General features: G+C 55.4%; 24 protein-coding genes. 12 read left to right on the plus strand and 12 right to left on the minus strand.

Annotated elements, in window-relative coordinates:
- Window positions 1–166: 166 nt before the first annotated feature.
- Together RMR16_RS09595 and RMR16_RS09600 are read left to right on the plus strand one after the other, a co-directional pair.
- Window positions 167–688 carry a TIGR00645 family protein gene (locus RMR16_RS09595; protein WP_320198446.1) on the plus strand — a complete coding sequence of 174 codons (522 nt, stop codon included), beginning with the start codon at window positions 167–169 and terminating at the stop codon, window positions 686–688.
- Between the two features lie 295 nt (window positions 689–983).
- The gene (locus RMR16_RS09600; RefSeq protein WP_320198445.1) at window positions 984–1,700 is read left to right on the plus strand and encodes a helix-turn-helix transcriptional regulator; all 717 of its coding nucleotides are present in this window, start codon (window positions 984–986) and stop codon (window positions 1,698–1,700) included.
- Window positions 1,701–1,730: 30 nt separating this feature from the next.
- Here RMR16_RS09600 and RMR16_RS09605 read toward each other — a convergent pair whose 3' ends face one another.
- The 4 genes from RMR16_RS09605 to RMR16_RS09620 all read right to left on the minus strand — a co-directional run bounded on the left by RMR16_RS09605 (window position 1,731) and on the right by RMR16_RS09620 (window position 5,247).
- On the minus strand, window positions 1,731–2,885 hold the full coding sequence (locus tag RMR16_RS09605) for a DUF2333 family protein (RefSeq protein ID WP_320198444.1): 1,155 nt from the start codon (window positions 2,883–2,885) through the stop codon (window positions 1,731–1,733).
- A gap of 121 nt (window positions 2,886–3,006) precedes the next feature.
- The gene (locus RMR16_RS09610) at window positions 3,007–3,999 is read right to left on the minus strand and encodes a hypothetical protein (protein WP_320198443.1); all 993 of its coding nucleotides are present in this window, start codon (window positions 3,997–3,999) and stop codon (window positions 3,007–3,009) included.
- A 93-nt stretch (window positions 4,000–4,092) separates the two neighbouring features.
- The gene (locus RMR16_RS09615; protein WP_320198442.1) at window positions 4,093–4,542 is read right to left on the minus strand and encodes a pseudoazurin; all 450 of its coding nucleotides are present in this window, start codon (window positions 4,540–4,542) and stop codon (window positions 4,093–4,095) included.
- A 123-nt stretch (window positions 4,543–4,665) separates the two neighbouring features.
- Window positions 4,666–5,247: a thymidine kinase gene (locus RMR16_RS09620; RefSeq protein ID WP_320198441.1), complete on the minus strand. Its 582-nt coding sequence runs from the start codon at window positions 5,245–5,247 to the stop codon at window positions 4,666–4,668.
- A gap of 222 nt (window positions 5,248–5,469) precedes the next feature.
- On the opposite strand from RMR16_RS09620, the gene RMR16_RS09625 reads away from it, so the two are divergent.
- From RMR16_RS09625 to RMR16_RS09640, 4 genes are all read left to right on the plus strand, one after another.
- Window positions 5,470–6,429 carry a choline ABC transporter substrate-binding protein gene (locus tag RMR16_RS09625; RefSeq protein ID WP_413785957.1) on the plus strand — a complete coding sequence of 320 codons (960 nt, stop codon included), beginning with the start codon at window positions 5,470–5,472 and terminating at the stop codon, window positions 6,427–6,429.
- A gap of 92 nt (window positions 6,430–6,521) precedes the next feature.
- Window positions 6,522–7,373 (plus strand): choline ABC transporter permease subunit, encoded by an 852-nt coding sequence (gene choW / locus RMR16_RS09630; RefSeq protein ID WP_320198440.1) that lies wholly within the window; start codon window positions 6,522–6,524, stop codon window positions 7,371–7,373.
- Entirely contained in the window at window positions 7,370–8,416 is a 1,047-nt protein-coding gene (choV, locus tag RMR16_RS09635) for a choline ABC transporter ATP-binding protein (RefSeq protein ID WP_320198439.1), read from the plus strand. Before choW ends, choV begins: the two co-directional genes overlap by 4 nt.
- 499 nt (window positions 8,417–8,915) lie before the next feature.
- Complete coding sequence (locus RMR16_RS09640) at window positions 8,916–9,236, plus strand: ArsR/SmtB family transcription factor (protein WP_320198438.1); 321 nt, start codon at window positions 8,916–8,918, stop codon at window positions 9,234–9,236.
- Between the two features lie 145 nt (window positions 9,237–9,381).
- Here the strand turns inward: RMR16_RS09640 and RMR16_RS09645 are convergent, their stop codons facing one another.
- A complete protein-coding gene (locus RMR16_RS09645) occupies window positions 9,382–10,551 on the minus strand; it encodes a DUF3095 domain-containing protein (protein ID WP_320198437.1) in 1,170 nt (389 codons plus the stop codon).
- Between the two features lie 285 nt (window positions 10,552–10,836).
- Here RMR16_RS09645 and RMR16_RS09650 point away from each other — a divergent pair, with 285 nt between their 5' ends.
- The 3 genes from RMR16_RS09650 to RMR16_RS09660 all read left to right on the plus strand — a co-directional run bounded on the left by RMR16_RS09650 (window position 10,837) and on the right by RMR16_RS09660 (window position 14,828).
- Window positions 10,837–11,943: a branched-chain amino acid ABC transporter substrate-binding protein gene (locus RMR16_RS09650; protein ID WP_320198436.1), complete on the plus strand. Its 1,107-nt coding sequence runs from the start codon at window positions 10,837–10,839 to the stop codon at window positions 11,941–11,943.
- A gap of 125 nt (window positions 11,944–12,068) precedes the next feature.
- Window positions 12,069–13,778, plus strand: a complete 1,710-nt coding sequence (ade, locus tag RMR16_RS09655) for an adenine deaminase (RefSeq protein ID WP_320198435.1) — start codon at window positions 12,069–12,071, stop codon at window positions 13,776–13,778.
- A gap of 141 nt (window positions 13,779–13,919) precedes the next feature.
- On the plus strand, window positions 13,920–14,828 hold the full coding sequence (locus tag RMR16_RS09660) for an HD-GYP domain-containing protein (RefSeq protein WP_432353493.1): 909 nt from the start codon (window positions 13,920–13,922) through the stop codon (window positions 14,826–14,828).
- 10 nt (window positions 14,829–14,838) lie between these two features.
- On the opposite strand, the gene RMR16_RS09665 is transcribed toward RMR16_RS09660, so the two are convergent.
- Window positions 14,839–16,506, minus strand: a complete 1,668-nt coding sequence (locus tag RMR16_RS09665; protein WP_320198433.1) for an alpha-glucosidase — start codon at window positions 16,504–16,506, stop codon at window positions 14,839–14,841.
- Window positions 16,507–16,671: 165 nt separating this feature from the next.
- Between RMR16_RS09665 and RMR16_RS09670 the strand changes: the two genes are divergently transcribed.
- Window positions 16,672–17,589 carry a sugar kinase gene (locus RMR16_RS09670; RefSeq protein ID WP_320198432.1) on the plus strand — a complete coding sequence of 306 codons (918 nt, stop codon included), beginning with the start codon at window positions 16,672–16,674 and terminating at the stop codon, window positions 17,587–17,589.
- A gap of 88 nt (window positions 17,590–17,677) precedes the next feature.
- Window positions 17,678–18,727, plus strand: coding sequence for a bifunctional monoglucosyl/glucuronosyl diacylglycerol synthase (locus RMR16_RS09675; RefSeq protein WP_320198431.1), 1,050 nt, complete (start codon window positions 17,678–17,680; stop codon window positions 18,725–18,727).
- Window positions 18,728–18,906: 179 nt separating this feature from the next.
- Here RMR16_RS09675 and RMR16_RS09680 read toward each other — a convergent pair whose 3' ends face one another.
- The 4 genes from RMR16_RS09680 to RMR16_RS09695 all read right to left on the minus strand — a co-directional run bounded on the left by RMR16_RS09680 (window position 18,907) and on the right by RMR16_RS09695 (window position 22,590).
- Window positions 18,907–19,515: a DUF2026 family protein gene (locus RMR16_RS09680; protein WP_320198430.1), complete on the minus strand. Its 609-nt coding sequence runs from the start codon at window positions 19,513–19,515 to the stop codon at window positions 18,907–18,909.
- A gap of 207 nt (window positions 19,516–19,722) precedes the next feature.
- Window positions 19,723–21,150 carry a ribosome biogenesis GTPase Der gene (gene der, locus RMR16_RS09685; RefSeq protein WP_320198429.1) on the minus strand — a complete coding sequence of 476 codons (1,428 nt, stop codon included), beginning with the start codon at window positions 21,148–21,150 and terminating at the stop codon, window positions 19,723–19,725.
- A 32-nt stretch (window positions 21,151–21,182) separates the two neighbouring features.
- A complete protein-coding gene (locus RMR16_RS09690) occupies window positions 21,183–21,854 on the minus strand; it encodes a tetratricopeptide repeat protein (protein ID WP_320198428.1) in 672 nt (223 codons plus the stop codon).
- A gap of 151 nt (window positions 21,855–22,005) precedes the next feature.
- Window positions 22,006–22,590, minus strand: a complete 585-nt coding sequence (locus RMR16_RS09695; RefSeq protein WP_320198427.1) for an NnrU family protein — start codon at window positions 22,588–22,590, stop codon at window positions 22,006–22,008.
- A gap of 136 nt (window positions 22,591–22,726) precedes the next feature.
- Here RMR16_RS09695 and RMR16_RS09700 point away from each other — a divergent pair, with 136 nt between their 5' ends.
- Complete coding sequence (locus tag RMR16_RS09700) at window positions 22,727–23,710, plus strand: polysaccharide deacetylase family protein (RefSeq protein ID WP_320198426.1); 984 nt, start codon at window positions 22,727–22,729, stop codon at window positions 23,708–23,710.
- 166 nt (window positions 23,711–23,876) lie between these two features.
- Here RMR16_RS09700 and sbmA read toward each other — a convergent pair whose 3' ends face one another.
- The gene (gene sbmA / locus RMR16_RS09705; RefSeq protein ID WP_320198425.1) at window positions 23,877–25,157 is read right to left on the minus strand and encodes a peptide antibiotic transporter SbmA; all 1,281 of its coding nucleotides are present in this window, start codon (window positions 25,155–25,157) and stop codon (window positions 23,877–23,879) included.
- 165 nt (window positions 25,158–25,322) lie between these two features.
- On the minus strand, window positions 25,323–26,075 hold the full coding sequence (map, locus tag RMR16_RS09710) for a type I methionyl aminopeptidase (RefSeq protein ID WP_320198424.1): 753 nt from the start codon (window positions 26,073–26,075) through the stop codon (window positions 25,323–25,325).
- Window positions 26,076–26,091: the final 16 nt, after the last annotated feature.

Consider the following 26,091-nt stretch of genomic DNA (forward strand, 5'->3'; position numbering starts at 1 on the left):
CCGTTGCAGAAATGTGACATTCTTGAGGCAGAGTTGATATCGCGAATCAGAACATCGGTTTCTTCTGCGGGGAAAGACGTGCGCGCCCACTTGAAGCAAAATCAGACAGCGCTTAGATCAACGTGCAACACCACGCCAACACACGTTAACTGACCCGGAAAAAACCATGAAATCCCTCGAACTGCTCGTTGAACGGATCATCCTTTCCAGCCGCTGGATACTCGTGGTGTTTTATCTGGGACTTGTCGCAGCACTTGCCGTCTATGCGTTATCGTTCGGGTTCAAGTTCCTGAAGATTGCCAAAAACGTGTTCGTTTATACGGATGCCGAAATGATTCTTGCCATGCTGGCGTTGATCGACGCTGCACTGGTTGCAAGCCTGATCGTCATGGTCATGATCTCCGGTTACGAAAACTTCGTCAGCCGTTTCGATGAAGCGGACAATAGCGTTTCGTTTCTGGGTAAGCTCGATGCGGGCAGCCTGAAAATCAAGGTTGCGTCTTCCATCGTCGCCATTTCGTCCATTCACCTGCTGCAAATTTTCTTGAATGCCAACCAGTATACCGACAACAAGCTGATGTGGCTGACACTCATCCATCTGGCTTTCGTCGTCTCGGCCGTGATGCTTGGCTTTCTTGAAAAACTGATGGCAAAGCCGAAAACCGCGCAGGATGCTTCTGATATTTAGCATTTCCGACTAGGTCGCCAATATGGGCTTCGTTATCGGCGCGACTCTCCAACTCCGCTAAAGCTCGACACCTCTCCTAGCGTAAGTCTTTATGCCGACAGCACTATTTAACTTGACGAAAATCAATCTCGCAAGAAAATTCCCGGCGCGATGAGTAATTGTAAGCATTTGAAATAGAAAGCGAAAAATTAACTTTATGAAACGGGCACCAATTTTGAAATTATCGATGGAATTTCAAGAGAATTCGTATATTTGTTACCGTTAACATGTCTGTGTCCCGCGAACGAAGACGCTAATGATTACACTCGAACGGCAATCGCTATTGAGCAGGGAGATTTCGGCAGCGGAGAGCCGTCCAAGCTGGCTGCACGCTCTTCAGGTCGTGGCAAAAGAGTTCGGTTACGCTCACGCTACATTGATGCGTGTGCCCCATCCCGGTGATAACCTTCTCGTATCCGTGATTGTGGAAAGCACAGTTTCCATCCGTTTCATACGCGAATTCGACCAGAGGCTTCTTCTGCCACATTGCCCTGTTCTGACCAGAATAGCGGGTACGATGATGCCGCAATGCTGGTCGCTGGATTATGACAATAGTGCCAATCCGTATCCTGAAGCAATGGATACGCTCATGCGAGAATTCGGCATCATCAACGGCGTGGTCGTACCGATCAATTCTCTAAGCGGCGACCGTCACCTGTTGAGGTTCGATGGCGACTGCCCCACACCCGGCCAGGCATTGCTGAATGAAATCGGCATGATCGCCCTGCACGCCTTTGATGTGTATGACCGTATGCGCCGGGCCGAGATGATTGCCCCACGGACATTGACCAAGCGCGAGCTTGAAGTTATCCGCTGGACATCGCAGGGCAAAACGTCGGCAGAGATCGGTCAAATACTTTCTCTCTCCGACCACACCATCAATGCTTACATGAACAACGCAATCCACAAACTGGACTGCGTCAACCGCACGCAGCTGGTTGCCAAATCAATCCGTCTCAAGCTGATAAACTGACGCTTCAACGAAGCGTCAGTCGAGCATTGCTTATCGATCCAGCACGGACCGTAGCTCAACAAGGTTCGAGCGAACTCTCAGCACATAAAAGCCCATTGTTGCCAGATGCGATGGCATGATCCATCCGCTTTCGTCCCCATTGGAAATAATGCTCGGCTGGATGCGCAATGCGGCGCGGGTCTGCATCAACGTGTCATTCCAGATGCTTGTCAGGTTACGCTCACGAATAACCTGCGAGAAGTCCGCGCCGGCAGCGGCCAGAATGCCGTAATAACCATAAAGCTGGCCATAAGCGAACCAGAAACGGTCATCGGCACGGGTGTCGAACCAACCCCCATTGTAGTTTTCCGAACGCTCGCGAAGAATGGCAGATGTACCGCCAATATCGTTGGCAATGCGGTCTATGAACTGGATGAGGTTATCGGCACGGCCATCAAACACAGAATTGCACTGTGAAAGGCTGGTGTTGAACTTGCGAAGGCTTTCAGCGGCGGCACGATAATAGCTTGGGCTTGGTGTCTTCGGCCCAAATGGGTTCAAACCAAAATACCAGGAATATTCATCGAACTGCAAATTGCCGCGAGCACTCTGCAAATCATTATCGATGCCCGATGTGCCACGAACACGACCGAGCGAATCAACAAGCTCAACCGATGTACGGCGAACGGCCTGATTCACGCCGCGCTGAAACGAAGCCTTGTTGTCGAGGAACGGTGTGCTGTCCCAGTCCATTCCAAACAGCCCCAACCGATAGAGCAGCATGGAAGAAATCCAGGCATTCTGATCGACATTATAATCGATCAGGCCGGCCGCAACATCGACAATGGCCGAACTCTGGCACGTTTTCGCCGCAGCCACGGCAGGTGTCGCACCCGTAGTAGACACGGCAGGTGTAGGCGCAGGCAATTCCTGTCCGGCACTGGTTGTGCGTTCCGATAATTTGTAATTGGTGACGTAGTCCGGGTTAAAATTGGTCCAGACCTGCGTTTGCCAGACGAAATAACCATAAAGCCCGACAAGAAGCACAAGTGCTGCACCGATGGGTGCTTTGATGAGAATGTTGCGATCTCTGTACCACCCGTTGGCGGCGCGGAAAGGCCAGAACAGCCACGCGATCACGACAGAGACACCTCTTCCAAGCGCTGCAAAGGTGCGCCTGAAAAACGCGATAACCGGATCGAGCATGGTTCACTCTCCTCATTGAGATAGATCATCCCGACCACGAACGTGGATCGGCTGTCACTCACATATGGTGCCATGGCGCGCGATACAACGGAGGGCGCTTGTTTTTCCCGCAGGGGTTTATTCAAACACCGGATTCAGACGCGGCGTCGCCCCGTCTCGCAAGCGCCTCATCGGCACGTTTCTTTCGCCGCTCTATGTCCTGCATGGTCACGCCACCTTGGGCGTGAAGTGTCACAAGCTCATGAAACGCGCTGAGCGGACCAGAGACGGCATCGTCGATAAAAGGCTCAAGCGTGCCGGATGCAGCGGAATAAAGCTGAATGCACCGTTCCGCCTCGGCAATCAGCTTATTGAGCAACAGCGTATATGTCGCATTCCACTCATTCAAAAGATCGATGACATCACCCAGCAGCACCGCCTGCCGGTCGAGAACGCCGTGCTGCCGAGCCGATCGTTCACGTTCGGCCAAAACGGCATCGCGCTGCACCTTGAGTGCGGATTCGTCGGCTTTCCATTGGGCGAGACGGGCTTCATCGCTCGGGTTTGCGATCTTTCGCTGCAAGTTCACCAGCAGAGCGGCAACTTCCTTGTCGCGCTGGCGCGCCTCGTCCATCAATGACACAACGCTGCGGCGCCTATCCATACTGGCAACGAGCTTCGGTTCAGAGGCCTGGCGCGCCTCGACGCCCATGCTTTTCTGGCTCAAAAGCAGTGCGTGAACAACATTGGCTTCCAGAAGAATGGTTTTCAATGTTTCGGCAATTGCCCGTTTTCTGGCGCGCACCGCATTGCGCAACGTGGCCTTGTTGCCGGAGAACGAGGCGATCAGCCTTTGATAACGCGTGGTGTCTTCAACCGTCTCGAAACGGGCGTAAGCCGTGTCCGTTCCTGTTCCGAACCCTTGGGTCAGCGAAACGAGGATAGCTTCAAAAGATTGTCCCGACGCACGCATTTCGGCAAGGCGGGCACTTGCAGCATCAAAGACATGTGCATCGGCACCATCGGGGATATGGTCGAGTGACTCAACCAGCCAAAACGCAGTCTCACGCGTCTCGCCTGCAAGCGCTCTCGCCTTGTCGATTTCGCTGTCAAAGGACGGCAACCTGACTATCACGCATCGTCTCCCGAATCGCTTGGGCATTAAAAGGCCACCCATATAAATATGAGCGACCTTTTCTCAATGCGAGAGATGAAAAGCCGCCGCGTATTAAAGATTGAGCCTGGTCATTTCCGCATCCAGTCGCTCACGCGCCTTTTTCGGCAATTTACCAGTCTTCACCGTGTCGATGTTGGCTGGCGTATCACCCACGACCACCAGCGCCACCATGCCCATGCCGAGATGCGGGGTACATTTGAAGACGTAAGCGCCTTCTTTTTCCACCGTGATTTTCAGTACCTCGTTCATTTTGCCTTTGTACTCTTGCGTGCCATCCGGGATCAGCCCTTTGACGGCAGCGGCATCATGGCCCTTATCAACTGGCACGAAGGTTATCACGTCGCCCACATTGGCTTTTACGGCAGCAGGTTCAAACACCATGGCCTGCCCGTCCGCGCCTTTGTTGAGCATCTTGATTTCAATATCTGCCGCAAGCGCCGGAAAAGCGAAAAAGCCGGCGATGGCTGCGCTGGTCAGCAGGCAAAGAACATTAGTCTTCATAGGGATGGCTCCTGAGCGAGACCACAGCGTGCGGTCTTTCCGCATCCGGTTCTACGCTGTGCTGCAGCCATTTTCCTTGACCAAAATCAACCGGGCCAATCTGTCGCAGGCTGGCTTGGGCGGTTATTCGCCCTTGACGGCTTCGACCCAATGGCGACGGCAGAAGGATACATATTTCTCATTGCCACCCACATCGATCTGCGCCCCCTCCTTCACGACGTTTCCGTCGGAATCGAAACGCGCCACCATCGACGCCTTACGTCCGCAGTGGCAGATCGTGCGGATTTCACGCAATTCATCGGCAATGGCCAGAAGCTCCCTGGATGCGGGAAAGAGCTTTCCTTGAAAGTCCGTGCGCAAGCCATAGGCCATGACCGGGATTCCCAGTTTGTCGGCAATGCCGGCAAGTTGCCAGACGTGATGTTCAGACATAAAATTCGCCTCATCGATAAACACGCAGGCGACAGACTCTTCGGCGTTCAGCCGCTGCACTTCGGCAAAAATATCCGTCGCATCATCGAAAATCAGCGCGTCCGAGGAAAGCCCAATGCGGGATGCGACCTTGCCGACGCCAGCGCGATTATCAAAAGCCGCCGTAAAAATCAGTGTTCGCATACCGCGCTCATGATAATTATAGGATGCCTGCAAAAGCATGGTGGATTTGCCAGCATTCATTGCCGCATAATTGAAATAGAGCTTGGCCATCATGCCCTCCGATGTGTCTTGCAGGCTCTTTTGCAGGCCAGATGGCACCAAGGAAAGGGCATGGCGGCAAAACACACAGCTTTCAACGCTCTGTGCTATATTCGCCCAAACTTCCACGCCGTGTCGCAAACTGTTGTGCAACGCACGCAAACGCGCATGAGTTGATTGTGCGTCAGAGATATTGATAATGACAAAGGAACTTAAAAAAACAGGGAGTAAGCAATGCTTGCAAAAAATCACCGCTGTCTGGTCCTTGCCGCAGCAGTTTCTGCAATGGCACTCTTTACCAACACAGCCTCTGCGGCAGAACCTAAAAGCTGCGGCACGGTTCGCTTCTCGGATGTAGGCTGGACCGACATCACAGCCACCACCGCGACAGCCTCCGTCATCCTCAAAAGCCTCGGTTATGAGACGGACGTGAAAATCCTCTCCGTTCCGGTGACCTACACCTCCCTGAAAAACAAGGATATCGACGTTTTCCTCGGCAACTGGATGCCGACCATGGAAGGCGATATCAAAGCTTATCGCGACGACAAATCCGTTGAGACCGTGCGGGAAAACCTGACCGGCGCGAAATACACATTGGCGACCAACGCCAAGGGCGCAGAACTCGGCATCAAGGATTTCAAGGACATCGCAGCCCATAGCGATGCATTGAGCGGCAAGATTTACGGCATCGAACCGGGCAATGACGGCAACCGCCTCATCCTCGGCATGGTGGAAAAAGACACGTTCGGCCTCAAAAGCTTCAATGTGGTGGAATCGTCTGAACAAGGCATGTTGGCGCAGGTTGCCCGCGCCGACAAATCCAAGGAACCCATCGTTTTCCTCGGCTGGGAACCCCACCCGATGAACTCCAACTTCAAGCTGACCTATCTCACGGGCGGCGATGATGTTTTCGGCCCCAACCTCGGCGGCGCGACGATCTACACCAATGCCCGTGCCGGTTATGTACAGGAATGCCCGAACGTCGGCACTTTCCTGAAAAACCTGACGTTCTCGCTTCCTATGGAAAACGAGATCATGGGTAAAATCCTGAATGACGGCAAAGAAGGTGAAGTGGCCGCAACGGAATGGCTGAAAGCCAATCCGTCTGTCATCGAGCCGTGGCTTGCCGGTGTAAAAACCAAGGATGGTAGCGCAGATGCGTTGCCCGCTGCCAAGAAAGCCCTCGGCCTTTAAGCCGTTGAATTTAGTGTATTGAACCCGTCTTGCGACCCAAAACGCGGTCGCAAGACGATCATGACTCCGTTCACGAAAGGTCGACACTTACCGTGGAATGGCTTAGCGCTTCTCAAAACCGTTTGCCGATCGGTCGATATGCCAAAGAGGCGATCGACTGGTTAACCGGAAATCTTTCTTTTTTCTTTGATTGGTTGTCGTTCATTTTAGAAAGCGTTATCAACGCTTTACTGTACCTGTTGCAAGCACCGCATCCGCTCATCATCGTGGCGATTTTAACAGCGCTTGCGGCCTGGATGCGCCGATCCATCGGTATGCCTTTGTTTACCGCACTGGGTTTGCTGCTCATCATCAATCTGGGATACTGGAAAGCGACGACGGAAACACTGGCGCTGGTCATTGCGGCAAGCTCCGTTTGCATGATCCTCGGCATCCCGCTCGGCATTTTCGCGGCGCGCCGCAAATGGGTCTATGCCTTCATGCGTCCCGCACTGGACCTGATGCAGACCATACCCACATTTGTGTATCTCATTCCAGCGCTGGTGCTGTTTGGGCTCGGCATGGTGCCGGGGTTGATTGCCACTGTGATCTTCGCCCTGCCCGCGCCAATCCGCCTGACACGGCTCGGCATCATCTCCACCCCGCCTGCCCTGGTCGAAGCCGCCGTCGCTTTCGGCGCCACGCCATCCCAAGTGTTGCGGAAGGTGGAATTGCCATTCGCCACACCGCAGATCATGGCCGGGTTGACGCAGACCATCATGCTGTCTCTTTCCATGGTGGTTATTTCCGCACTCGTGGGTGCCAACGGCCTTGGTGTTCCTGTGGTGCGCGCGCTCAACACCGTCAACATCGCCATGGGTTTCGAGGCCGGCCTTTGCATCGTCATCGTGGCGATCATCCTCGACCGCCTTTTCCGCCTGCCGGGTTCGGAGGATGACGCATGAGTGACGCAATCATATTCGAAAACGTCGATATCGTTTTTGGCGATAATGCCGCGCAAGCTCTCCCGCTCATCGACGCGGGCAAAACCCGCATGGAGATCAATGCGCAGACCGGCCTTGTTCTGGGCGTGGCCCATGCCTCGCTGTCCGTAAAGGAAGGTGAAATCCTCGTTCTGATGGGGCTTTCGGGGTCGGGCAAATCTACGCTGCTGCGAGCAGTCAACCGCCTCGCGCCCGTTGTGCGTGGAAACGTCAGCGTCAGAACGGACGCTGGTTACGTCGATCCTTACAAGGCATCCGCCAAAGTCCTGCGCGATCTTCGCACGCACACGGTGTCCATGGTCTTTCAGCAATTCGGATTGCTGCCGTGGCGCAACGTGTCGGACAATGTGGGCTTTGGTCTGGAACTGGCAGGGATGCCGGAAGCTGAGCGCAAGAAGCGCGTGGCGGAACAGCTGGAACTCGTCAATCTTTCAGACTGGGCAAGCCGCAAGGTGGGCGAACTGTCCGGGGGGATGCAGCAGCGCGTCGGCCTTGCCAGAGCCTTTGCGACCGGAGCACCCATCCTGCTGATGGACGAGCCGTTCTCGGCACTCGACCCCCTGATCCGCAGTCGCCTTCAGGATGAGTTGCTGGAATTCCAGAGCCGTCTGAAAAAGACGATCCTGTTCGTCAGCCACGATCTGGACGAGGCATTCCGCATCGGCAACCGTATTGCGATGATGGAGGGCGGGCACATCATTCAATGCGGCACCCCGCAGGAGATTGTCAGAAACCCGTCCAATCAATATGTCGCGGATTTCGTGCAGAACATGAACCCGATTTCGATGTTGACGGCGGCGGACGTGATGCGACCGGGTGTGACGGCGGAAAATGCGGGCCTACCGGTTTCGGGAACCGCACGGCCAACCTCGCCGCTGGTGGATATTCTGGACGCGCTGGCAAAGCAGCCGGGTGCTATCGGCATTGTCGATAATGGGTCTGTTGTCGGAACGGTGTCAGCCGACGATATTGTTCGCGGGCTGACGCGCCACCGGCGTCGATGACGAGACTTGCCTTGCGGCTCTGCATTTCAGCACCGCAAGGCACCGGCACACGCGTCGCCCTATGTAAAATTTATATTCGAACACAATTTGACATGCCAAAAAAGTTGTAAACACCACTCTCCTGACGACAAATTGCCCGCGTCTTTCCACTTTTGCCTGTAGGCAAGTGCAAGATTTAGGAGAGAGGGCAAAAATCTCAAAAATCATTCACCACAATAACTACTTTAGAATATAGGAATAAAATACTTCAAGATTCCGAAAATTAACAAAAAAATACCAAGATATACACAATAAGTCACTTAAAAACGAACTTTATACTATTCTTGCGCAATGACTGCCGATTCGCGAGAATTTTATGGATCACTAATAAAGAGTAGTCTGTACCTTAGATTTAGGTATATACAATGATCTTACCGTATTGATACACTTGGCGCATACAACATTAAGTTTTGCGAGATGAGACGGCTCGGGGCGGGCTTCACTCAGGAGAAATGAGAATATGAACACTGGATCGCTTTCCGAACACTCCACCACTGCCGCAGGCCTGTTGTCTGCTATGGCAAACCCGAAAAGGCTGATGATTCTTTGCAGCCTTGTTGAGGGCGAAGTACCGGTTGGCGTGCTTGCAACACAGGTAGGGTTGAGCCAGTCCGCTCTCTCCCAGCACCTTTCCAAGTTGCGCGCACAACGACTGGTCAAGACACGTCGCGATGCACAGACGATCTACTATTCCAGCACATCGGAATCGGTCAAAAAGATCCTTTCCACGCTGGAAGCCATTTACTGTGCACCCGCAAGCAGCGAGAAAAACGCTGCTTAAATGATAGCGCGAACATCGTGCGCGGACGTCTTCATTAAAGGCTTCTCTGCCGTGTTTCTGGCGCTTGTGCAAAATCCTCGGGGATTTTCGCGGGGCAAAAAAAGTCACACAGCCGGGATTCCGGTTGTGTGTTTAAACTTACACATTACGCCGACAGCTGTATCTGCGCTTTAAGATTGGTCGCCGCCTTGGCGTAACCACCATCACCGCCATCCACGAAATGCATGTGGTCTTTTGAAAGCGGCGATGGAACGATGCAGGTCATCAGCGCCGTATCCTGTTCGTGCAAACCATAATAACAAATACCCTCGCGGGCAGCGCCTTCCAGTCTGGACTTGATTTTCGCCAGCCGCTCAGGGTCCACGTCCACCGTCATTTTCAGCCCATCGTCGAACTTGCGGAAATCCGTGTTGCTGGCGACCGAACGCTTGTACTGAATGGGATCGAACCGACCGATCGGCCTCCGCAGCCAGTACAATACGGCGATCAGAAACGTCTGAAACAGAACCCACGACCCCTTGCGTATTTGTGCGAACCTGTCGCGATAGGCCGACAGGGCGCTGGCTTCCAGAACCAATCCCTCACGAATAAAGCCCAGCGGCGGTCCTTCGGTTGGAATAGGATGTCCGCCACGTCCATCCTCATTGGCAAGTGCGACGATGTCGGCCACGATTTCTCGAAATGCCACCGCGTCGCCGGCTGGGCCGGGAAGCGCGATGATGGAGACCACTGTTCCATGCGTGGCGGCAATAGGGTTCCAGCGGCAGGATAGACCGGTGAGATCAGGCCGCGAACCGGCGGCGGCGGCTTCTACGAGATAGCCACCCGCCTTCATCTGCTCATCGGCCCAATGGTTGCCCCCGCCGGAAAACATGGCATAGGACACATCTTCACTGGCCTGGAAACGCGCCACGCGCACATCAAGGCCATTTTCGCGGATGGCAGACAACGGAACGATTGCCGCCCGCAGCGTGAGCCCGATGTCGTCAGCCACCCAGCTCTGCACCTTGGACAAGGCCTCCCGTGCCGCCTCGACCTGCGACGGGGGTACTGCAACGGCTGCGCCATCACCCCCGAATATGAAGGGAAGATCGTGCCGTTGCAGCGCGTTCAAAATACCGGAAATGACACCCGCACCCGCCATGTTCACGGCTTTGTATCGTCCCGCATCGATAGCCCCAGTGCTATCGATAATATCCGCAAGCGCCAGCGCCCAACCCACCGGCAAGGCACGATAAAGCAAGGGGTCTGCAACATCCTCAAAATGCAGGAAGACCGGCAGGTTTTTCAGAAACTCTTCGTCAGGCGATGTCATCGTGGCACTATCCTCCTGAGCAGGGCGAAAAGCCAGATGTCCCTTGCAGTTTACGGGATATGAAAGCTCTCCGCATGACCTTCACAGATGATTTACGTCAGCGATACGGCTTTGGATCAAACGAGGCTTGCGGAATCGTGTATGACAAGTATGAACCCAATGTGAGTGCCGGAATTCAAACATGAAACGACACTCCTTCGCCTGGTGGAACGGTGTTTTGCGCTCTTGCAAGCGCCCCGGCCCCGACAGACGCCGGGCACACGAACAACCCAAGGAGAAACCAGAATGAAAATCAAGATTTTATCCGGCCTGACGCTCGCAGCATCGGTTGCTTTTGCACCGATCGCTCATGCAGAGATCGTTATTGGCCTTATTGCCCCGCTGACAGGTCCTGTTGCCGCTTATGGTGATCAGGTCAAGAACGGCGCGCAGACCGCGGTTGATGTCATCAACAAAAATGGCGGTATTCTTGGCGAGCAGGTCGTTCTCAAGCTGGCAGATGATGGTGGCGAACCAAAGCAAGGCGTTTCTGCCGCAAACCAGCTGGTGGCCGAAGGCATTCGCTTCGTTGTCGGCCCTGTCACATCAGGCGTTGCCATTCCAGCATCCGACGTGTTTGCCGAAAACGGCATCCTGATGGTGACACCAACGGCGACGGCACCGGGCCTGACCAACCGCGACCTGTGGAACGTGCTGCGTACCTGCGGCCGTGATGACCAGCAGGCCGAAGTTGCAGCCAAGCTTGTGCTGGCGCAGCTCAAGGACCGCCGCATCGCCATCATTCACGACAAGGGCGCTTACGGCAAAGGCCTTGCTGATTCGTTCAAGAAGACCCTGAACGAAGGCGGCGTGACCGAGGTGTTTTACGACGCCCTGACGGCTGGCGACAAGGATCTCAGCGCGCTGACGACCCGCCTGAAATCCGAAGGCGTGGACGTCGTTTATTTCGGCGGTTACCACCCGGAAGCCGGTTTGCTCGTTCGCCAGTTGAATGACATTGGCGCGAAGGCAACGGTTATCGGCGGTGATGGCTTGTCCAACACCGAGTTCGCCACCATTGGCGGCAATGCAGCCACCGGCACCATCTTCACCAACGCAGCCGACGCCACCAAGAGCGCCGACTCCAAAGCCGCAGCCGACGCGCTGACCGCTGCCAAAATTCCGGCAGAAGCGTTTACGCTGAACGCCTATGCCGCCGTTGAAGTTCTGAAGGCCGGCATCGAAAAGGCTGGCAGCGCAGAAGATGCAGAAGCCGTCGTCACGGCGCTGAAGTCGGGTGAGCCAGTGGCAACAGCCATCGGCAAGCTGACCTACGGCGAAAGCGGCGACCTGACCTCGCAAGCATTCTCGCTCTACAAGTGGGAAAACGGCAAGATCGTTTCCGCCGAGTAATCACGACAGATACGCATGAAAAGACCGGGCGCGACCATCGCGCCCGGTTTTCTTTTACACGCTGGACAAGCCCTTGGGCCATCTGGCTTAATCTGCCCAGTTGCAGAATCGGAATGAGGGACATCGTGGCGTCAGAACTCGAACGCAAGATCGATCAGGGAACGGGCCGCGAGAAGGCCGATATCGTGCTGAAAGGCGGGCGGTTCTTCGATCTGGTCACGGGTGAACTGGTCGGCTCCGATATCGCAATCTGTGGCGATACCATCATCGGAACCTGCGAGAGCTACGAGGGCGTCGAAGTCATCGACATCACCGGCAAGATCGTCGTGCCGGGTTTTATCGATACGCATCTGCACATCGAATCCTCGCTGGTCACACCGCATGAATTCGACCGCTGCGTGCTTCCCTATGGCGTGACGACCGCGATCTGCGATCCGCATGAAATTGCCAACGTGCTAGGCTCGGAAGGCATTCAGTTCTTTCTGGATTCAGCGCTGGAAACCATCATGGATATCCGCGTCCAGCTATCATCCTGCGTTCCCGCCACGCATCTTGAAACATCCGGCGCTGATCTGCCGATTGAAAAACTGCTGCCGTTTCGCCATCATCCCAAGGTTATCGGCCTTGCCGAATTCATGAATTTTCCGGGCGTCATCCACAAAGACCCCATCTGCATGGCAAAGCTGGAAGCGTTTCAAGGCCAGCACATAGATGGCCACGCGCCTCTGCTCTCCGGCACCAACCTCAACGGCTACCTGTCCGCTGGCATTCGCACCGAGCATGAATGCACGACTGCGAAGGAAGCGCTGGAAAAAATCCGCAAGGGGATGCACATTCTGGTGCGTGAAGGTTCGGTCTCCAAAGACCTCCACGCGCTGATGCCTATCATCACCGAACGGCTATCGCCCTATCTGGCGCTCTGCACCGATGACCGCAATCCGCTGGATATCGCCGAGCAGGGCCATCTGGATTACATGATCCGCACCGCAATCGCGAGCGGTGTGGAGCCGCTGGCCATCTACCGCGCCGCGTCGATTTCGGCAGCCAAAGCATTCGGCCTGCGGGACCGTGGCCTTGTCGCCCCCGGCTGGCGGGCTGATCTTGTGGTCATCGACACGCTTCAGAACTGCAAGGCCAGCATGGTGTTTTCCGCCGGCCGCAAGGTGACAGCAGACCTGTTTGCCACGCGCAAACCCATTGCGCCCGTGGGCCTCGACAGCGTCAAGGCGCGGCCCGTTCTCGCGTCGCATTTCGGCGTGCCCGTGACCGAAGGCGAAACGCCAGTGATCGGCGTGATGCCCGGCAAGATTATCACCGAGCATCGCCGCTACACCCTGCCGACAGATGGCAACCAGACCAGCGTTGATCTGGACAATGACATCATCAAAGTCGCGGTCATCGAACGCCACGGCAAAAACGGCAACCACGCCAATGGCTTCGTGCAGGGCTTTGGCCTGAAGAAAGGCGCGATCGCCTCCACCGTTGGACATGACAGCCACAACATCTGCGTCGTCGGCGTCAGTGAAGATGACATGGCGCAGGCCGCAAACCGGCTTGGCGATATCAAGGGCGGGTTCGTCGTTGTCGAAGACGGCAAGGTAACGGGGGAAATCGCCCTGCCCGTTGCGGGTTTGATGAGCCTTGAACCCTATGAGGTGGTGCGCGACACGTTGCATGAACTGCGCAAGGCGGCCTACGCACTCGGCACCACGCTGGAAGAACCCTTCCTGCAAGTTGCATTCCTGCCTCTCCCAGTCATTCCACACCTAAAGATTTCAGATATGGGCATGGTGGATGTCGATTTATTTGCTCTTATCAGTCCAACGCGGCAGTAACGCGCGAACTCAATAATATAAAAATGTACTCATATTAAATTAAGACAGTTACGTTACAAAACTAGTTCTGGGGAGTGGGCAGCAGTACCGGAGCAATCTGTGGTCGTAACTAGGATCAACACATCGCAATTAAAGATAGGCATGTTTGTCGAAGCTATTGAGGGCGCTTGGCAAGATAGCTCTACGTTGGGACGGCGTTTTGTTGTAAAATCCGGCCAACAGATAGATGTTCTCCAGAACAGCAACATCAGCGGTGTTTTCATCAACACTGCATTGGGCCATAATATTACCGGATCAGCCAGCCCATCCGGCGCCAAAAACATATCGACAGCGACCAAAGAGGATAAACTCGAAACCGCCGGGAAAATCCGCGGCCAAGCGGCCGTCGCCAAAGGCTTGATCCAGGATGTGTGCGAGGGACGCACCATAACCGTGGAAGCCTTTACGCCTCTGGTGGACGATGTCGCCCGTGCGATGGAAGACAATCCCTCGCTTTACATCGGCATGTCACGTCTGCGCTCTCGGGACAGCGCAACCTTCGTGCACTCGCTGGCGGTCGCTGCCCTGATGCTTCATTTCGGCAGATCGATCCAAATGGACGACGAGACCATCCAGCATCTCTGCATGGCGGGCATCTTGCATGATATCGGCAAGCTTTCCATTCCCAAGGAAATCCTGCAAAAACAGGGGCCACTGACCGTGGCGGAACGCAGCCTGATTGAACAACACCCGGACAGAGGCCATCAATTGTTATTGGCCCATACGGGCATGCCCAAGCTGGTGCTCGACATCTGCCGCTCCCACCACGAAAGGCTGGACGGCAAGGGATATCCTGACCGCATGAGCGCCGAAAATATCGGCACCGAAGTGCGCATGAGCACCATTTGCGACGTCTTCGACGCGTTGACCTCAGCGCGCCCCTATAAAAAGGGCTGGTCATCGCAACAGGCTCTGAGCTGGATGCTGTGCCGGGAAGAGCAGTTCGACAAAACACTGCTCTGGCAATTCGTCCTCAGTCTGGACCCCGAGATGACGAAGGGTATTCTGTAGTGCGCTGATTTTACGTCAGCACACCGCAGAACACATCAAGTGCCTCCAGCTTGATGGTACCCGCATCGAATAACGGCCCGAAACTCGGCATCGCCAAAACTTCGGTGACGTTTAAATCTTTCGGGATAAGGAGTTCCACTGGCTCCCGCGTCAGGTTAAACACGAACAACAGCGTTTGGTCGCCCTTGTTGCGGGTGAAGGCCAGCAAATCCTGCTGCGTATCCAGAAACACCAAGTCGCCATCACGCAGCGCGGCATGGTTTGTGCGGAACGCCAGCGTCGCCTTGTAGTGGTTCAAGACAGAGTCTGGCTTACGCTCCTGCGCATCTGCGGCCAGCATGGCATGGGCGTAAGGCACCGGCAGCCAAGGCTTTTCAGCAGTTGTGAAACCAGCACTCGGGCCGCCGGTTTCCCACACCATCGGTGTGCGGCATCCGTCGCGACCCTTGAAGGCGGGCCAGAAACGAATTCCGTAAGGATCGCGCAAGTCCTCAAAAGCCAGCTCTGCCTCCGTCAGCGCCAGCTCCTCGCCTTGATAAAGGCAGATCGATCCGCGCAACGTTGCCAGCACGCAAATGGCAAGCTTCGCAACGCGGGTTTGCTCTTCACTGTTTTCCGAAAAACGGCTGAGATGCCGGACAACATCATGGTTGGAAAACGCCCAACATACCCAGCCATCCGTGACAGCTTTTTGAAACCCGCCGACAGCGCCACGAATGTGGCTGGCGGAAAACTCCCCGCCCAGAAGGTCGAAGGTGTAGCACATGTTCAGCTTGTCATCGTCTGCGGTGTAGGCCGCAACCGTCTTTAACGACCGCGCACCGTCTCCCACTTCTCCCACCGTCATGCGGCCTTCATATTCATCCAGCAAAGCGCGGAAGCGCTTGAGAAACGCGACATTTTCAATCTGCGTCTTGTCGTGAATATGGCTCTGCATACCGTATGGGTTGACATCCGGGGCATCCAAACCGGCGTCATCGCTATCTGGCGCATGGGGCGGGTTATCGCGCAACAGCTTGTCGTGGAAATAATAGTTTACCGTATCGAGGCGGAAACCATCCACCCCGCGCTCCAGCCAGAAACGCACCGTTTCCAGCAAGGCATCCTGAACCTCTGGATTATGGAAATTGAGGTCGGGCTGGGATGCCAGAAAATTATGCATGTAATATTGCTTGCGAACGCCATCCCATTCCCACGCAGGACCACCGAACACCGAAAGCCAATTGGTGGGTGCCGTGCCATCCGGTTTTGGATTGGCCCAGACATACCAATCCGCCTTAGAATTGTTGCGGCTCGCCCGGCTGTCCTTGAACCACGGGTGCTGATCTGACGTGTGCGAAATCACCTGATCAATGATGACCTTCAAACCGAGCCGATGCGCCTCGGCAATCAGCTCATCGAAATCGGCAAGCGCGCCGAACAGCGGATCGACATTGCAGTAATCCGAAACATCATAGCCCATATCCGCCATGGGCGAGGTGAAGAAAGGCGAGAGCCAGATGGCATCGACGTTGAGCGACGCGATATAGGACAGGCGTTTCGTTACCCCCGCCAGATCGCCATAACCATCCCCGGTCGTATCCTGAAACGAGCGCGGATAGACCTGATAGATCACCGCGCCCCTCCACCAGTCTGCATGTTTTGCGGAATGTGTGGCGGAGGTGTTGGGGTGCGGCATGGGCAATCTCCAGTGAATCTCATCGAACCATATAAAGCCAAGGTCAATTCGTAAACGGCAATCGCGTTCCATTTCATCGACACGACACTCATATGATGACTTGCACTTGCCAGCCCGCGCCAAGCATCGTAATGGCGGAACGTCATTTTACGGGAGGCGATTGCAGTGGGCGGACGGTTTCTTTCTATCGGCGAATCCATGGTGGAACTCTCGCAGGCGGGCGATGGCCTGTTGCGCAAGGGTTTTGCAGGCGACACGCTCAACACCGCCTGGTATGCCCGCGCCTGTTTGCCGGCCGATTGGTCCGTGGACTATTTCACGGCGCTGGGTGACGATCCACTGTCGCAGGACATGCTGTCCTTCATCGAGGCCGCTGGCATTGAAACGAATAATATCTCCCGTATCAAAGGTGGCACGCCGGGGCTTTATCTCATCAACCTGAAAGACGGCGAGCGCACCTTCAGCTATTGGCGCAGCACATCCGCCGCCCGCCAGCTTGCCGCCGATGCGGATCATCTGCGTGGCACGATAGAGGGCGCCGACGTCATCTATTTCTCCGGCATCACGCTGGCCATTCTCGCCACACCGCTGGCCGTCGATACGTTTCTTGCGGAACTGCGCCGTGCCAAGGCGGCAGGCAAGCAGGTGGTGTTCGACCCCAATATTCGCCCGCGCCTGTGGGCAGACAAAAAAATCATGCTGAACACCATCAGCGATGGTGCACGCGCCGCAACGCTGGTCATGCCGAGCTTCGATGACGAGGCGGACAATTTCGGTGATGCGAACATCGAAGCGACGATTGCGCGTTATCGTGCTCTTGGTGTTGCCAATGTGGTCGTCAAGGATGGCGCCAAGGGTGTGACGCTGGATTTCGAGGGCGCGCGCAGCCACGCACCTGCGGTTCAAGCGGTCCACGTCGTGGATACGACCAGCGCGGGAGACAGCTTTAACGGCGCGTTTCTCTCCAGGCTCGTCACAGGCAGCACGCCTCAAGAGGCGGCAATCTTCGCCGCCGAGGCAGCAGCTATCGTCATCGGCCACCACGGTGCGCTCATCAACCCCGACTTGCTGCCGAAGACCTGACATGATGCTGTAACACGCCTGTCGCATACACGCGGTAGCCCGGCAAACACCGGGATTCGCAAGCGCGTGAATGGGGATCGGCAGGGCGATGACCAGAATAACGATTGTCACAGATGCATGGCATCCGCAGGTCAACGGCGTTGTGCGCTCCATTGAAAACACCAATGTGGAACTGGAGCGCATGGGCGTGGAGGTTTGCATGGTCACACCGCAAAACTTCCACTCCGTGCCCTGCCCCACCTACCCGGAAATCCGCCTGTCCGTGGCTGGCTATCGCCGTGTGTCGAAAGACATTGAAAAAAGCCAGCCATCATATGTTCACATCGCCACCGAAGGCCCGCTGGGCTTCATGGCGCGGCGCTGGTGCATCAAACATGGGATGCGCTTTTCCACCAGCTACCACACCCGCTTTCCGGAATATGTTGCGGCCCGCTTTCCCATACCCGAAAGCTGGCTCTATGCTTTCGTGCGCTGGTTTCACAACGGCGGCAGCGCCTGCATGGTGGCCACGCCAAGCCTTGAGACGGAACTGGACGCGCGTGGGGTGAAAAACCTGAAACGCTGGAGCCGCGGCATCGACGCCGCTTTGTTTCACCCGCGTGAAAAGCTGGAACGCCCTTTCGATCTCCCCCGCCCGATCTTCATGACAGTTGGCCGTGTTTCGGTGGAAAAGAACCTGCGGGAATTTCTCGACCTCGATCTGCCCGGATCGAAAGTGGTGGTTGGCGATGGCCCTGCCCGCGCCGAGCTTGAGGAAAAATACCCCGACGTGTTTTTCACCGGCGTAAAGACCGGCGAGGATTTGGCGGATGCCTATGCGCAAGCCGACGTCTTCGTTTTCCCCTCCAAAACCGACACCTTCGGCAACACGATTTTGGAAGCGCTGGCCAGCGGTGTGCCCGTGGCAGCATTTCCGGTGACTGGCCCTATCGATATTCTGGGTGGACACTCCAAAGCAGGATCGCTCAATGCTGATCTTCGCACGGCCTGCATGGATGCGCTGACCTGCTCACCGGACGCAGCACTTGCGCTTTCGCGCACCTATTCTTGGGAAAAAGCATCCCGGCAGTTCCTGGAAAACGTTACTTCAGCGGCAAGCAGCGGAGTACCAGAGTTCTGCGCGGCATCTGCGACCTGAGAAATACCGCACAGAAGCGACATTTTTCCGAATGAAACGGTGGACGAAACGGCTTTGTACTGTCAAAAGACGCTCGGGACGCGACTGCCGTTACTTTAGAGCGGGGTCGGGCTGCTGATTGACGTCAGGCGGCTGCCGCGAGGTTACGCTGGCCGTCCTTATTGTCCGCCTTCACAACATCACCACGCGCCGGTCAGAGCATTGCCGGACAGCGGTATCGTTTTGGTCTTGTCGTTTTTATCGCTGACGGAAATAGCAGACTGCATCTGCTTCGGCGATTTACGGAACCACGTCGCAGCGATTGTCGCCAGATCCCCAATCATCGCCTGCTTGCGCCAATCGGCAAAACGCCGGGCGGTTGCTTCTGGTTCGGACTTGTAGAAAAAGTCGCCGGACTGAGCGAGTTCGTTGAGCGACGAGGCCATGGATGACATCGGGCGCTGGAACATTTTAGACGGCACCGAAAGCTCACGCGCAGCCTGCGAAAATGCTGGGGCCATGAAGTCGATTGCCCAACCCTCCGCCTCCACCCAGCAATGGAAATTTTCGCCAGCACCGGTCACGTAACCGTCTTCGCGGTGGTCCGCGAATAAAATGAGATCACCGCCGAGATTATAAGCCGCCAGACCGCCTTTTGGCGTGGCCTTGACCTTGTAATGGTGTTCGAGAATGAACGCGCCGAATGTGCTGAAATACATGCAGGCCGAGGCAGGATCGGCATTTTCGTTGATCAGCAGGCTATTGATGACGCGGTAAATGCGGTGATAGTCACTTTGCTTGATCAACATGTTGTTTTACCTGCTAACTTACCAAATAGGCACGAAGTCGTTGAGTTCGTTCCACACACTCCGTCATCCCGGACCTGATCCGGGATCCAGTGCGATCAAGTCCTTGATCGCAGAAGACTCTTTCGCGCCGCAGACGCGACGCTGCTGGATTCCGGCTCAAGGCCGGAATGACGGGAAGCAGTAGACACTTTCACCAAGCGGCCAAAATTACCGCTTCTTCTTCGCCTTGCTTTCAAACGGATTGTCCGAACCACGATAATGCACGCGGATTGGCACGCCCGGCATATCGAAATCCTTGCGCAGATTGTTGACCAGATAGCGCGTATAGGATTCCGGGATGGCTTCGGGGCGCGTGCAGGAAATCATAAACGCTGGCGGGCGGGCCTTCACCTGCGTCATGTATTTCAGGCGCAGACGACGACCAGATACGGCTGGTGGCGGGTGCTGCGTCACCTGCGCATCCAGCCACTTGTTGAGCTTGGCGGTGGACACGCGGCGGTTCCAGATCTTGTCGGTATCGATGATGTTTTGCATCAAGCGATCAAGACCGTAACCCGTGTGGCCAGACATCGGCACGGCGCGAATGCCGCGCGCCTGCGGCAGCAGCCGCTCTGTCTTTTCACGCAAGTCCGCGAGGAATGCCTGCGGGTCTTCCACCAAATCCCATTTGTTGAAGGCCAGCACGGCGGCGCGGCCTTCGCGAATGACCAGATCGACGAGCTGCAAATCCTGCTTTTCGAAGGGAATGGTCGAATCGAACACGATAACGACGGTTTCGGCAAAACGGATAGAACGCAGCGAATCGGCAACCGACAGCTTTTCCAGCTTCTCGATCACGCGTGCCTTGCGGCGCATACCCGCCGTATCGAACATCTTGATGGTACGACCGCGCCAATCCCACTCAACAGAAATACTGTCGCGCGTGATGCCCGCTTCCGGGCCTGTCAGCAGGCGGTCTTCACCGAGAAAACGGTTGATGAGCGTGGATTTGCCCGCATTCGGGCGACCGATGATCGCCACGCGAAGCGGCTTTGTTTCATCGTAAACCGGCTCTTCGTCTTCCTCGTCGTCACCCTCTTCGCTGCGACGCAGAACGATATTGGTTTCCGCCTCGTCAACGTCTTCGGGAAACGCAACATCTTCACCGATGGCGGCAACGATGGCGTCGCGCAGATCGATCATGCCCTGACCGTGTTCTGCGGAAATCGGGCATGGCTCACCCAGGCCCAGCGTATAGGCGTCGTAGAAACCGCCTTCGGAACCGCGGGCTTCGGATTTGTTGGCCACCAGCACCACAGGCTTGCCGCGACGACGCAGCATTTCGGCCAGCGTTTTGTCGGCAGGTGTCAGCCCAAACTTGGCATCCACAACGAACAGGGTCAGATCAGCCTCTTCGATGGCCTCTTCCGTCTGCGCCCACATGCGGCCTTGCAGCGTTTCCGGCCCGGATTGCTCCAGACCGGCGGTATCGATGATGGTAAAGCGCAGGTCCACCAGCTTCGCGTCGCCGGGGCGGCGGTCACGGGTCACGCCCGGCGTGTCATCCACAAGCGCCAGCTTCTTGCCAACCAGACGATTGAACAGCGTGGACTTGCCGACATTGGGACGCCCTACGATGGCGACGGTGAAACTCATGGGAAAACCCTAACCTGAACTATGGCGCGAAATTACGCTGCCTTGCCGGAAGCGGCAATATTGTCGAGCATGATCTGTGCGCGGCTGGTGACATTGCGCGGTGCCTGCACATCAGCGGTGATCTGCTCAAACCACTGCTTTGCCTTTACGAAATCGCCTGCCTTGTAAGCAGCAAGGCCGAGCGCCTCACGCGCGGAGTTGCGCATGGCCTGCCCTTCGCCCGTCAACACTTCAGCCTGCGCGGAAACCTGCTCATAGGTGCCGGTATCCACCAGCAGCCATGCGGCGCGAACCTTTGCCGTATCGCGGAACACCTGCGGCGCGCTGTTGTCGTTGCCAATGGCGGTGAAGGCAGCGATTGCAGCCGCTGCATCACCCTTCTGCACCAGAAGTGTGGCGGAGCGGAACTTGGCCAGAACCGGATAAGAACCGTGACCGGCCGTTTCCAGATCAGCCAGCGCCTTCAGCGCTTCATCATTCTTGCCTTCAGACGCAAGCTTCAAGGCAATCGCGAACTGGTCGCCCGAGTTGGAAGCACGGCTGTTGTTCCAGTATTCATAAATACCGGCGCCCGCAGCACCAACAACGATCAACACGGCAGCGCTGATGACAACAATGCCATAGCGTCCCCAGAAATTGCTCAGTTGCTCCGAGCGAATCTGCTCGTTTACTTCGCGGATGAAGGTATCATTCTCGTTCGCCATCGAATTCTCCGTTACCCGCACCGGAACGTTGCCATTCACCGGTCTGCAGACATGCCAAAGCGCTTTGCCGAGGTCAGCGCAAGGCCAACCACGTTCATTGGTCGGCCTTCTAGCCTATTTTCCCTTATATGTAAGGGGAAAAGTCACTTTCTTACATTGCGAGTGGTTGAACGCCGATCAACCATTCGTGCAGCTTCCAGATGATAGCCGCCCAAAGCACCAGGCCCAACACCACGGCGATGATATCGTACCGCGCGGAAACGAACGGACGGGTGACAACTTCACCCGCTCTTTCGCGACGCTTGGCGGAAATCCGCATCGCCACGCCCCATGCCAGAAACGAGCCAAAAAGAATGACCGAAGAGGTCTCACCATTTGCCAGAAGATGCGCAAGCGCCCAGATTTTGACGGCCAGGATCATCGGATGTTTGGTTTTTGTGGCAATATAACCAGCAGGAAGACTGCTGGCCACCAGACAGATCATGGAGATGAGCATCAAGGTCAGCGCGATATGGCTCATCCAGATGGGTGGATTATAGAGCATACCCGTGACCTGCCGCGCCTGCCCGAAAGAATAAACGACAAGCACGATGCCAATCACGGAAACAAGCGAATACACACCTTTAAATGGTCCTTCGCCGATGCGAGAAATCATATTGGCACGCCACGCTGGCGCAACAAGCCGTAGCGAATGCGTGACCAGCAGAAACAGAAGACAGAGAAAAAGCAGCAGCATGGAATGCTCCCTAAAGAGGATGCGGGAAGTGACGTGCTTCTGAATTATGGCTAAAAGCCCAAAATTACCAGACAAATCAAAGCTTCGCCTTATTGCCGCTCCAAAAGGCACAGCCTGATAAAAAATGTGGTCAATAATGTATCGTTCCTTTGCCGTTCTCAGCCTGTCGCTTGCCCTCTCCCCGCCTGCTTTCGCGCAGACTGTGGAGAAGCCAAAACAGCTGGTTATGGTGTCCTTCGATGGCGCGGGCGACAACACGCTGTGGGACCGCAGCCGTGCGACAGCCAAGGAAGTCGGTGCACATTTCACCTATTTCCTCGCCTGCACGCTGGTCATGGATCGCAAGACCAGCGCGAAAAGCTATCAGGCACCGGGTCAGAGGGTCGGCCGCTCCAATGTCGGCTTCGGCCAGTCTATCGAAGAGGTCGAAACACGCCTTCGCAATATCTGGCAGGCAAAGCAGGAAGGCCACGAAATTGCCAGCCATACCTGCGGCCATTTCGATGGCGGCAACTGGACGGCCGAGCAATGGGACGAAGAGTTCACGACATTCACCAGCACCATGGAAAATGCCTGGCAAATGATCGGCAAGAAGGGTGAAGAGCCGCAAGGCTGGCGCGATTTCGTTGACGGCATCAATGGCTTTCGGGCGCCCTATCTCTCACAAAGCGACGCGCTGACCGTGGCGCAGAAAAAGCATGGCTTCATCTATGATGCGACCGGCATCACCAAAGGCCCCGACTGGCCCGTGAAGAAAAACGGCGTCGAGCATTTCGGCCTGCCCCTCGTTCCCGAAGGCCCAAGCAACCGGCCCATCATCGCCATGGACTATAATCTCTTCGTGCGACACTCCATGGCAATAGAAAACAGGGAAAAATCAGCCGAGTTCGAAGACCGCGCCTATCAAGCCTTCCGCACCGCCTTTGATAAGCAATATGATGGCGAGCGCATTCCCCTTCAGCTTGGCTTTCATTTCGTGAAAATGAACGGCGGAGCCTACTGGAACGCCTTTGAGCGGCTGTTGCGTGAGGTTTGCCAGAAGCAGGACGTGGCGTGTGTGAGTTACGCGGAAGCTATGCCGATCATCGAGGCGCGACGGAAACAGAAGCCCGAGGGGTAAAGGAAAACTCATCCACCCGTCGCTCGCGCCTGTCCCGAGCATCAAAAAACGCTCAATTGTGGCAACGCGTAGATCCTCGGCACAAGGCCGAGGATGACCGAGGAGAGGCTCTGCGACCTCTTTTCGGTGGTGTCAGAGGTGGGTGTGAAACCCACCACCCTCACATTCAAGTCGGCTTATTCGCAGCCAATTCGCCGCCTTCCGCTTCTCTTTGCAGATAACGCTGATCGATTTCCGGCAACGGCTTGTCATCGATGGCGGCTTCGAAGGCAACGAGGCGTTTATGAATTGAGAGCAACTCAATAATCGTCGTCCAGTAGTTTGCGAGATACTGGAAAGAATTACTGACCTCGCCGAAAGCTGTCGATATTTGCTGCCAGATACCCATGGTAATCCGACCCGCTACGAAAGTGGGAATCAGGATGAAGTTCAAGAAAATTGCATCTAGATTTCCATAAGAATAACGCGCCACATTGAAGTAAAGGTAGTGCCAATACATACGGAAATAATTTTTACGCACGTTTCCAAACAGCTCACGAACCGTAACAGGGTCTGCACGATCAGCGTGATCCTCACCGTAAACCAGCTCCTTACGATAAGCCGCTTCAACACGCTGATTGCGAAACTGCAAACCTGGCAACTTGATACCAGCAAATGCGAGCAATGCCGTCCCGAATAGAGACCAACCGATAGCAAGCCAGAAAAGCGCGTGTGGTACTGCTCCAATTATAGGGAGGTCGCCCACATGTTCGGACATACGGAAAAGGATTGGAAGAAACACCACAAGCGTCATAACCGAATTGATCAGCGTCACGCCCAAACCCTCAAGGATATTGGCGAAGCGCATGGTATCTTCTTGGATACGCTGAGAAGCACCTTCAATATGACGTAACTTGTCCCACTTGGACATATAGTAATCATTCATCGCGGCACGCCAGCGGAATACATAGTGGTTTGTAAAAAATGCTGTAACCACGTTTATGACCACGGCGACTGCGCTGATTTGCAGGAACTGGAACTGATAGGCATAAAACTCAGCGGCTGTCGTCTCGCCCTGTTTCGACAATGCCTTCTGTAGCAAATCGAAAAATGGACCACGCCAGTTATTCAACGCAACAGAAACCTGCACTGCAAAGTACGCGATGAAGATAATGAATGCAGACCCCCAGATGGACCACGCCGTCCAAGGATGGTCTTTTGCATATACCTGCCAAGCCAAGCCAAAAATCGCCACGAATATTGTGAAATACAAATAGAACCAAAGGTTATCGGGCGAGAAGAAGTAGGCGAGCCCGAGAGGAGCGGTTTCACCTGGCCCTAAAGGCGGCATACCTAAAGCTGCCCCTATCTCAGGACCGACACTGTACCAAACGAGGATACATACAATGGTCCAAAGCGCGGCAGACGTGAAAAACAGTTTGGGTTTGGGAAAGAAGGAATGAAACACGTTTCGAACTCTCGCGAGTTGGGAGGTCAGCCATTATTGGCGAAGCAGTTTGGTGGGAAACTAGGCTAGAAATTTGTGCACAGCAATGCGGCAAACACTAACTTACCAAGATGTAAGATAGCATAGCGATGTTTGTCACAGCATATTGCGCAGGAACCTGCGTAATCAATCGACCAGCGTCAGGATCAGTGGCCCGTTTTTCGTCGCCACCACAGTATGTTCAAATTGCACGGTCGGCGCGCTTGGGTCGCTGAACAGCGTCCAAGCATCATCATCGCCGTCTTCTGCCCAATAAGCACCCATGGAGAGGAAAGGCTCAACCGTGAACACCATGCCCTCGGTCATGATGCGGGTTTCGTCCTTGTCCGGCCATGTGGCAAGTTCGGTTGGCTCCTCATGCAAAGAGCGCCCGATACCGTGGCTGGCGAGATTGGTGATGAGCGTGTAGCGGTTTTTCTTGGCAAAAGCGCCGATGGCATTGCCGATATCGGCCAGTGGGCGACCGGCCTTGATCTGCTGCAGGCCGGTCCACATGGCGCGCTTGCCATCGCGGCACAGGCGCTCGATTTCTTTCTTCACCGGCGGAACGGCGAAGGACGAACCCGTATCGCCGAAAAAGCCATTCTTCACCGCCGACACATCGATATTGACGAGATCACCCGCCTTGATGATGCGTGGTCCCGGAATGCCGTGGGCCACTTCCTCATTGACACTGATGCAGGTCGCGCCTGGAAATTCATAGCAGAATTCCGGCGCGGACTGCGCTCCATTGTCTTCCAGAATTTTGCGACCAATGGCATCCATTTCCGCAGTGGTAATGCCTGGCTCTAGTACATCGGCCATGCTTTGCATTGCCATTGCGCAAATGCGACCGATGTCCTTCAGCTTGGCGAGTTCTTCTTCGGTGGAGATAACCATTGTCGTTCCATAGTGT

It is taken from the genome of Agrobacterium sp. rho-13.3 (assembly GCF_033957765.2).
GTDB lineage: Bacteria > Pseudomonadota > Alphaproteobacteria > Rhizobiales > Rhizobiaceae > Agrobacterium.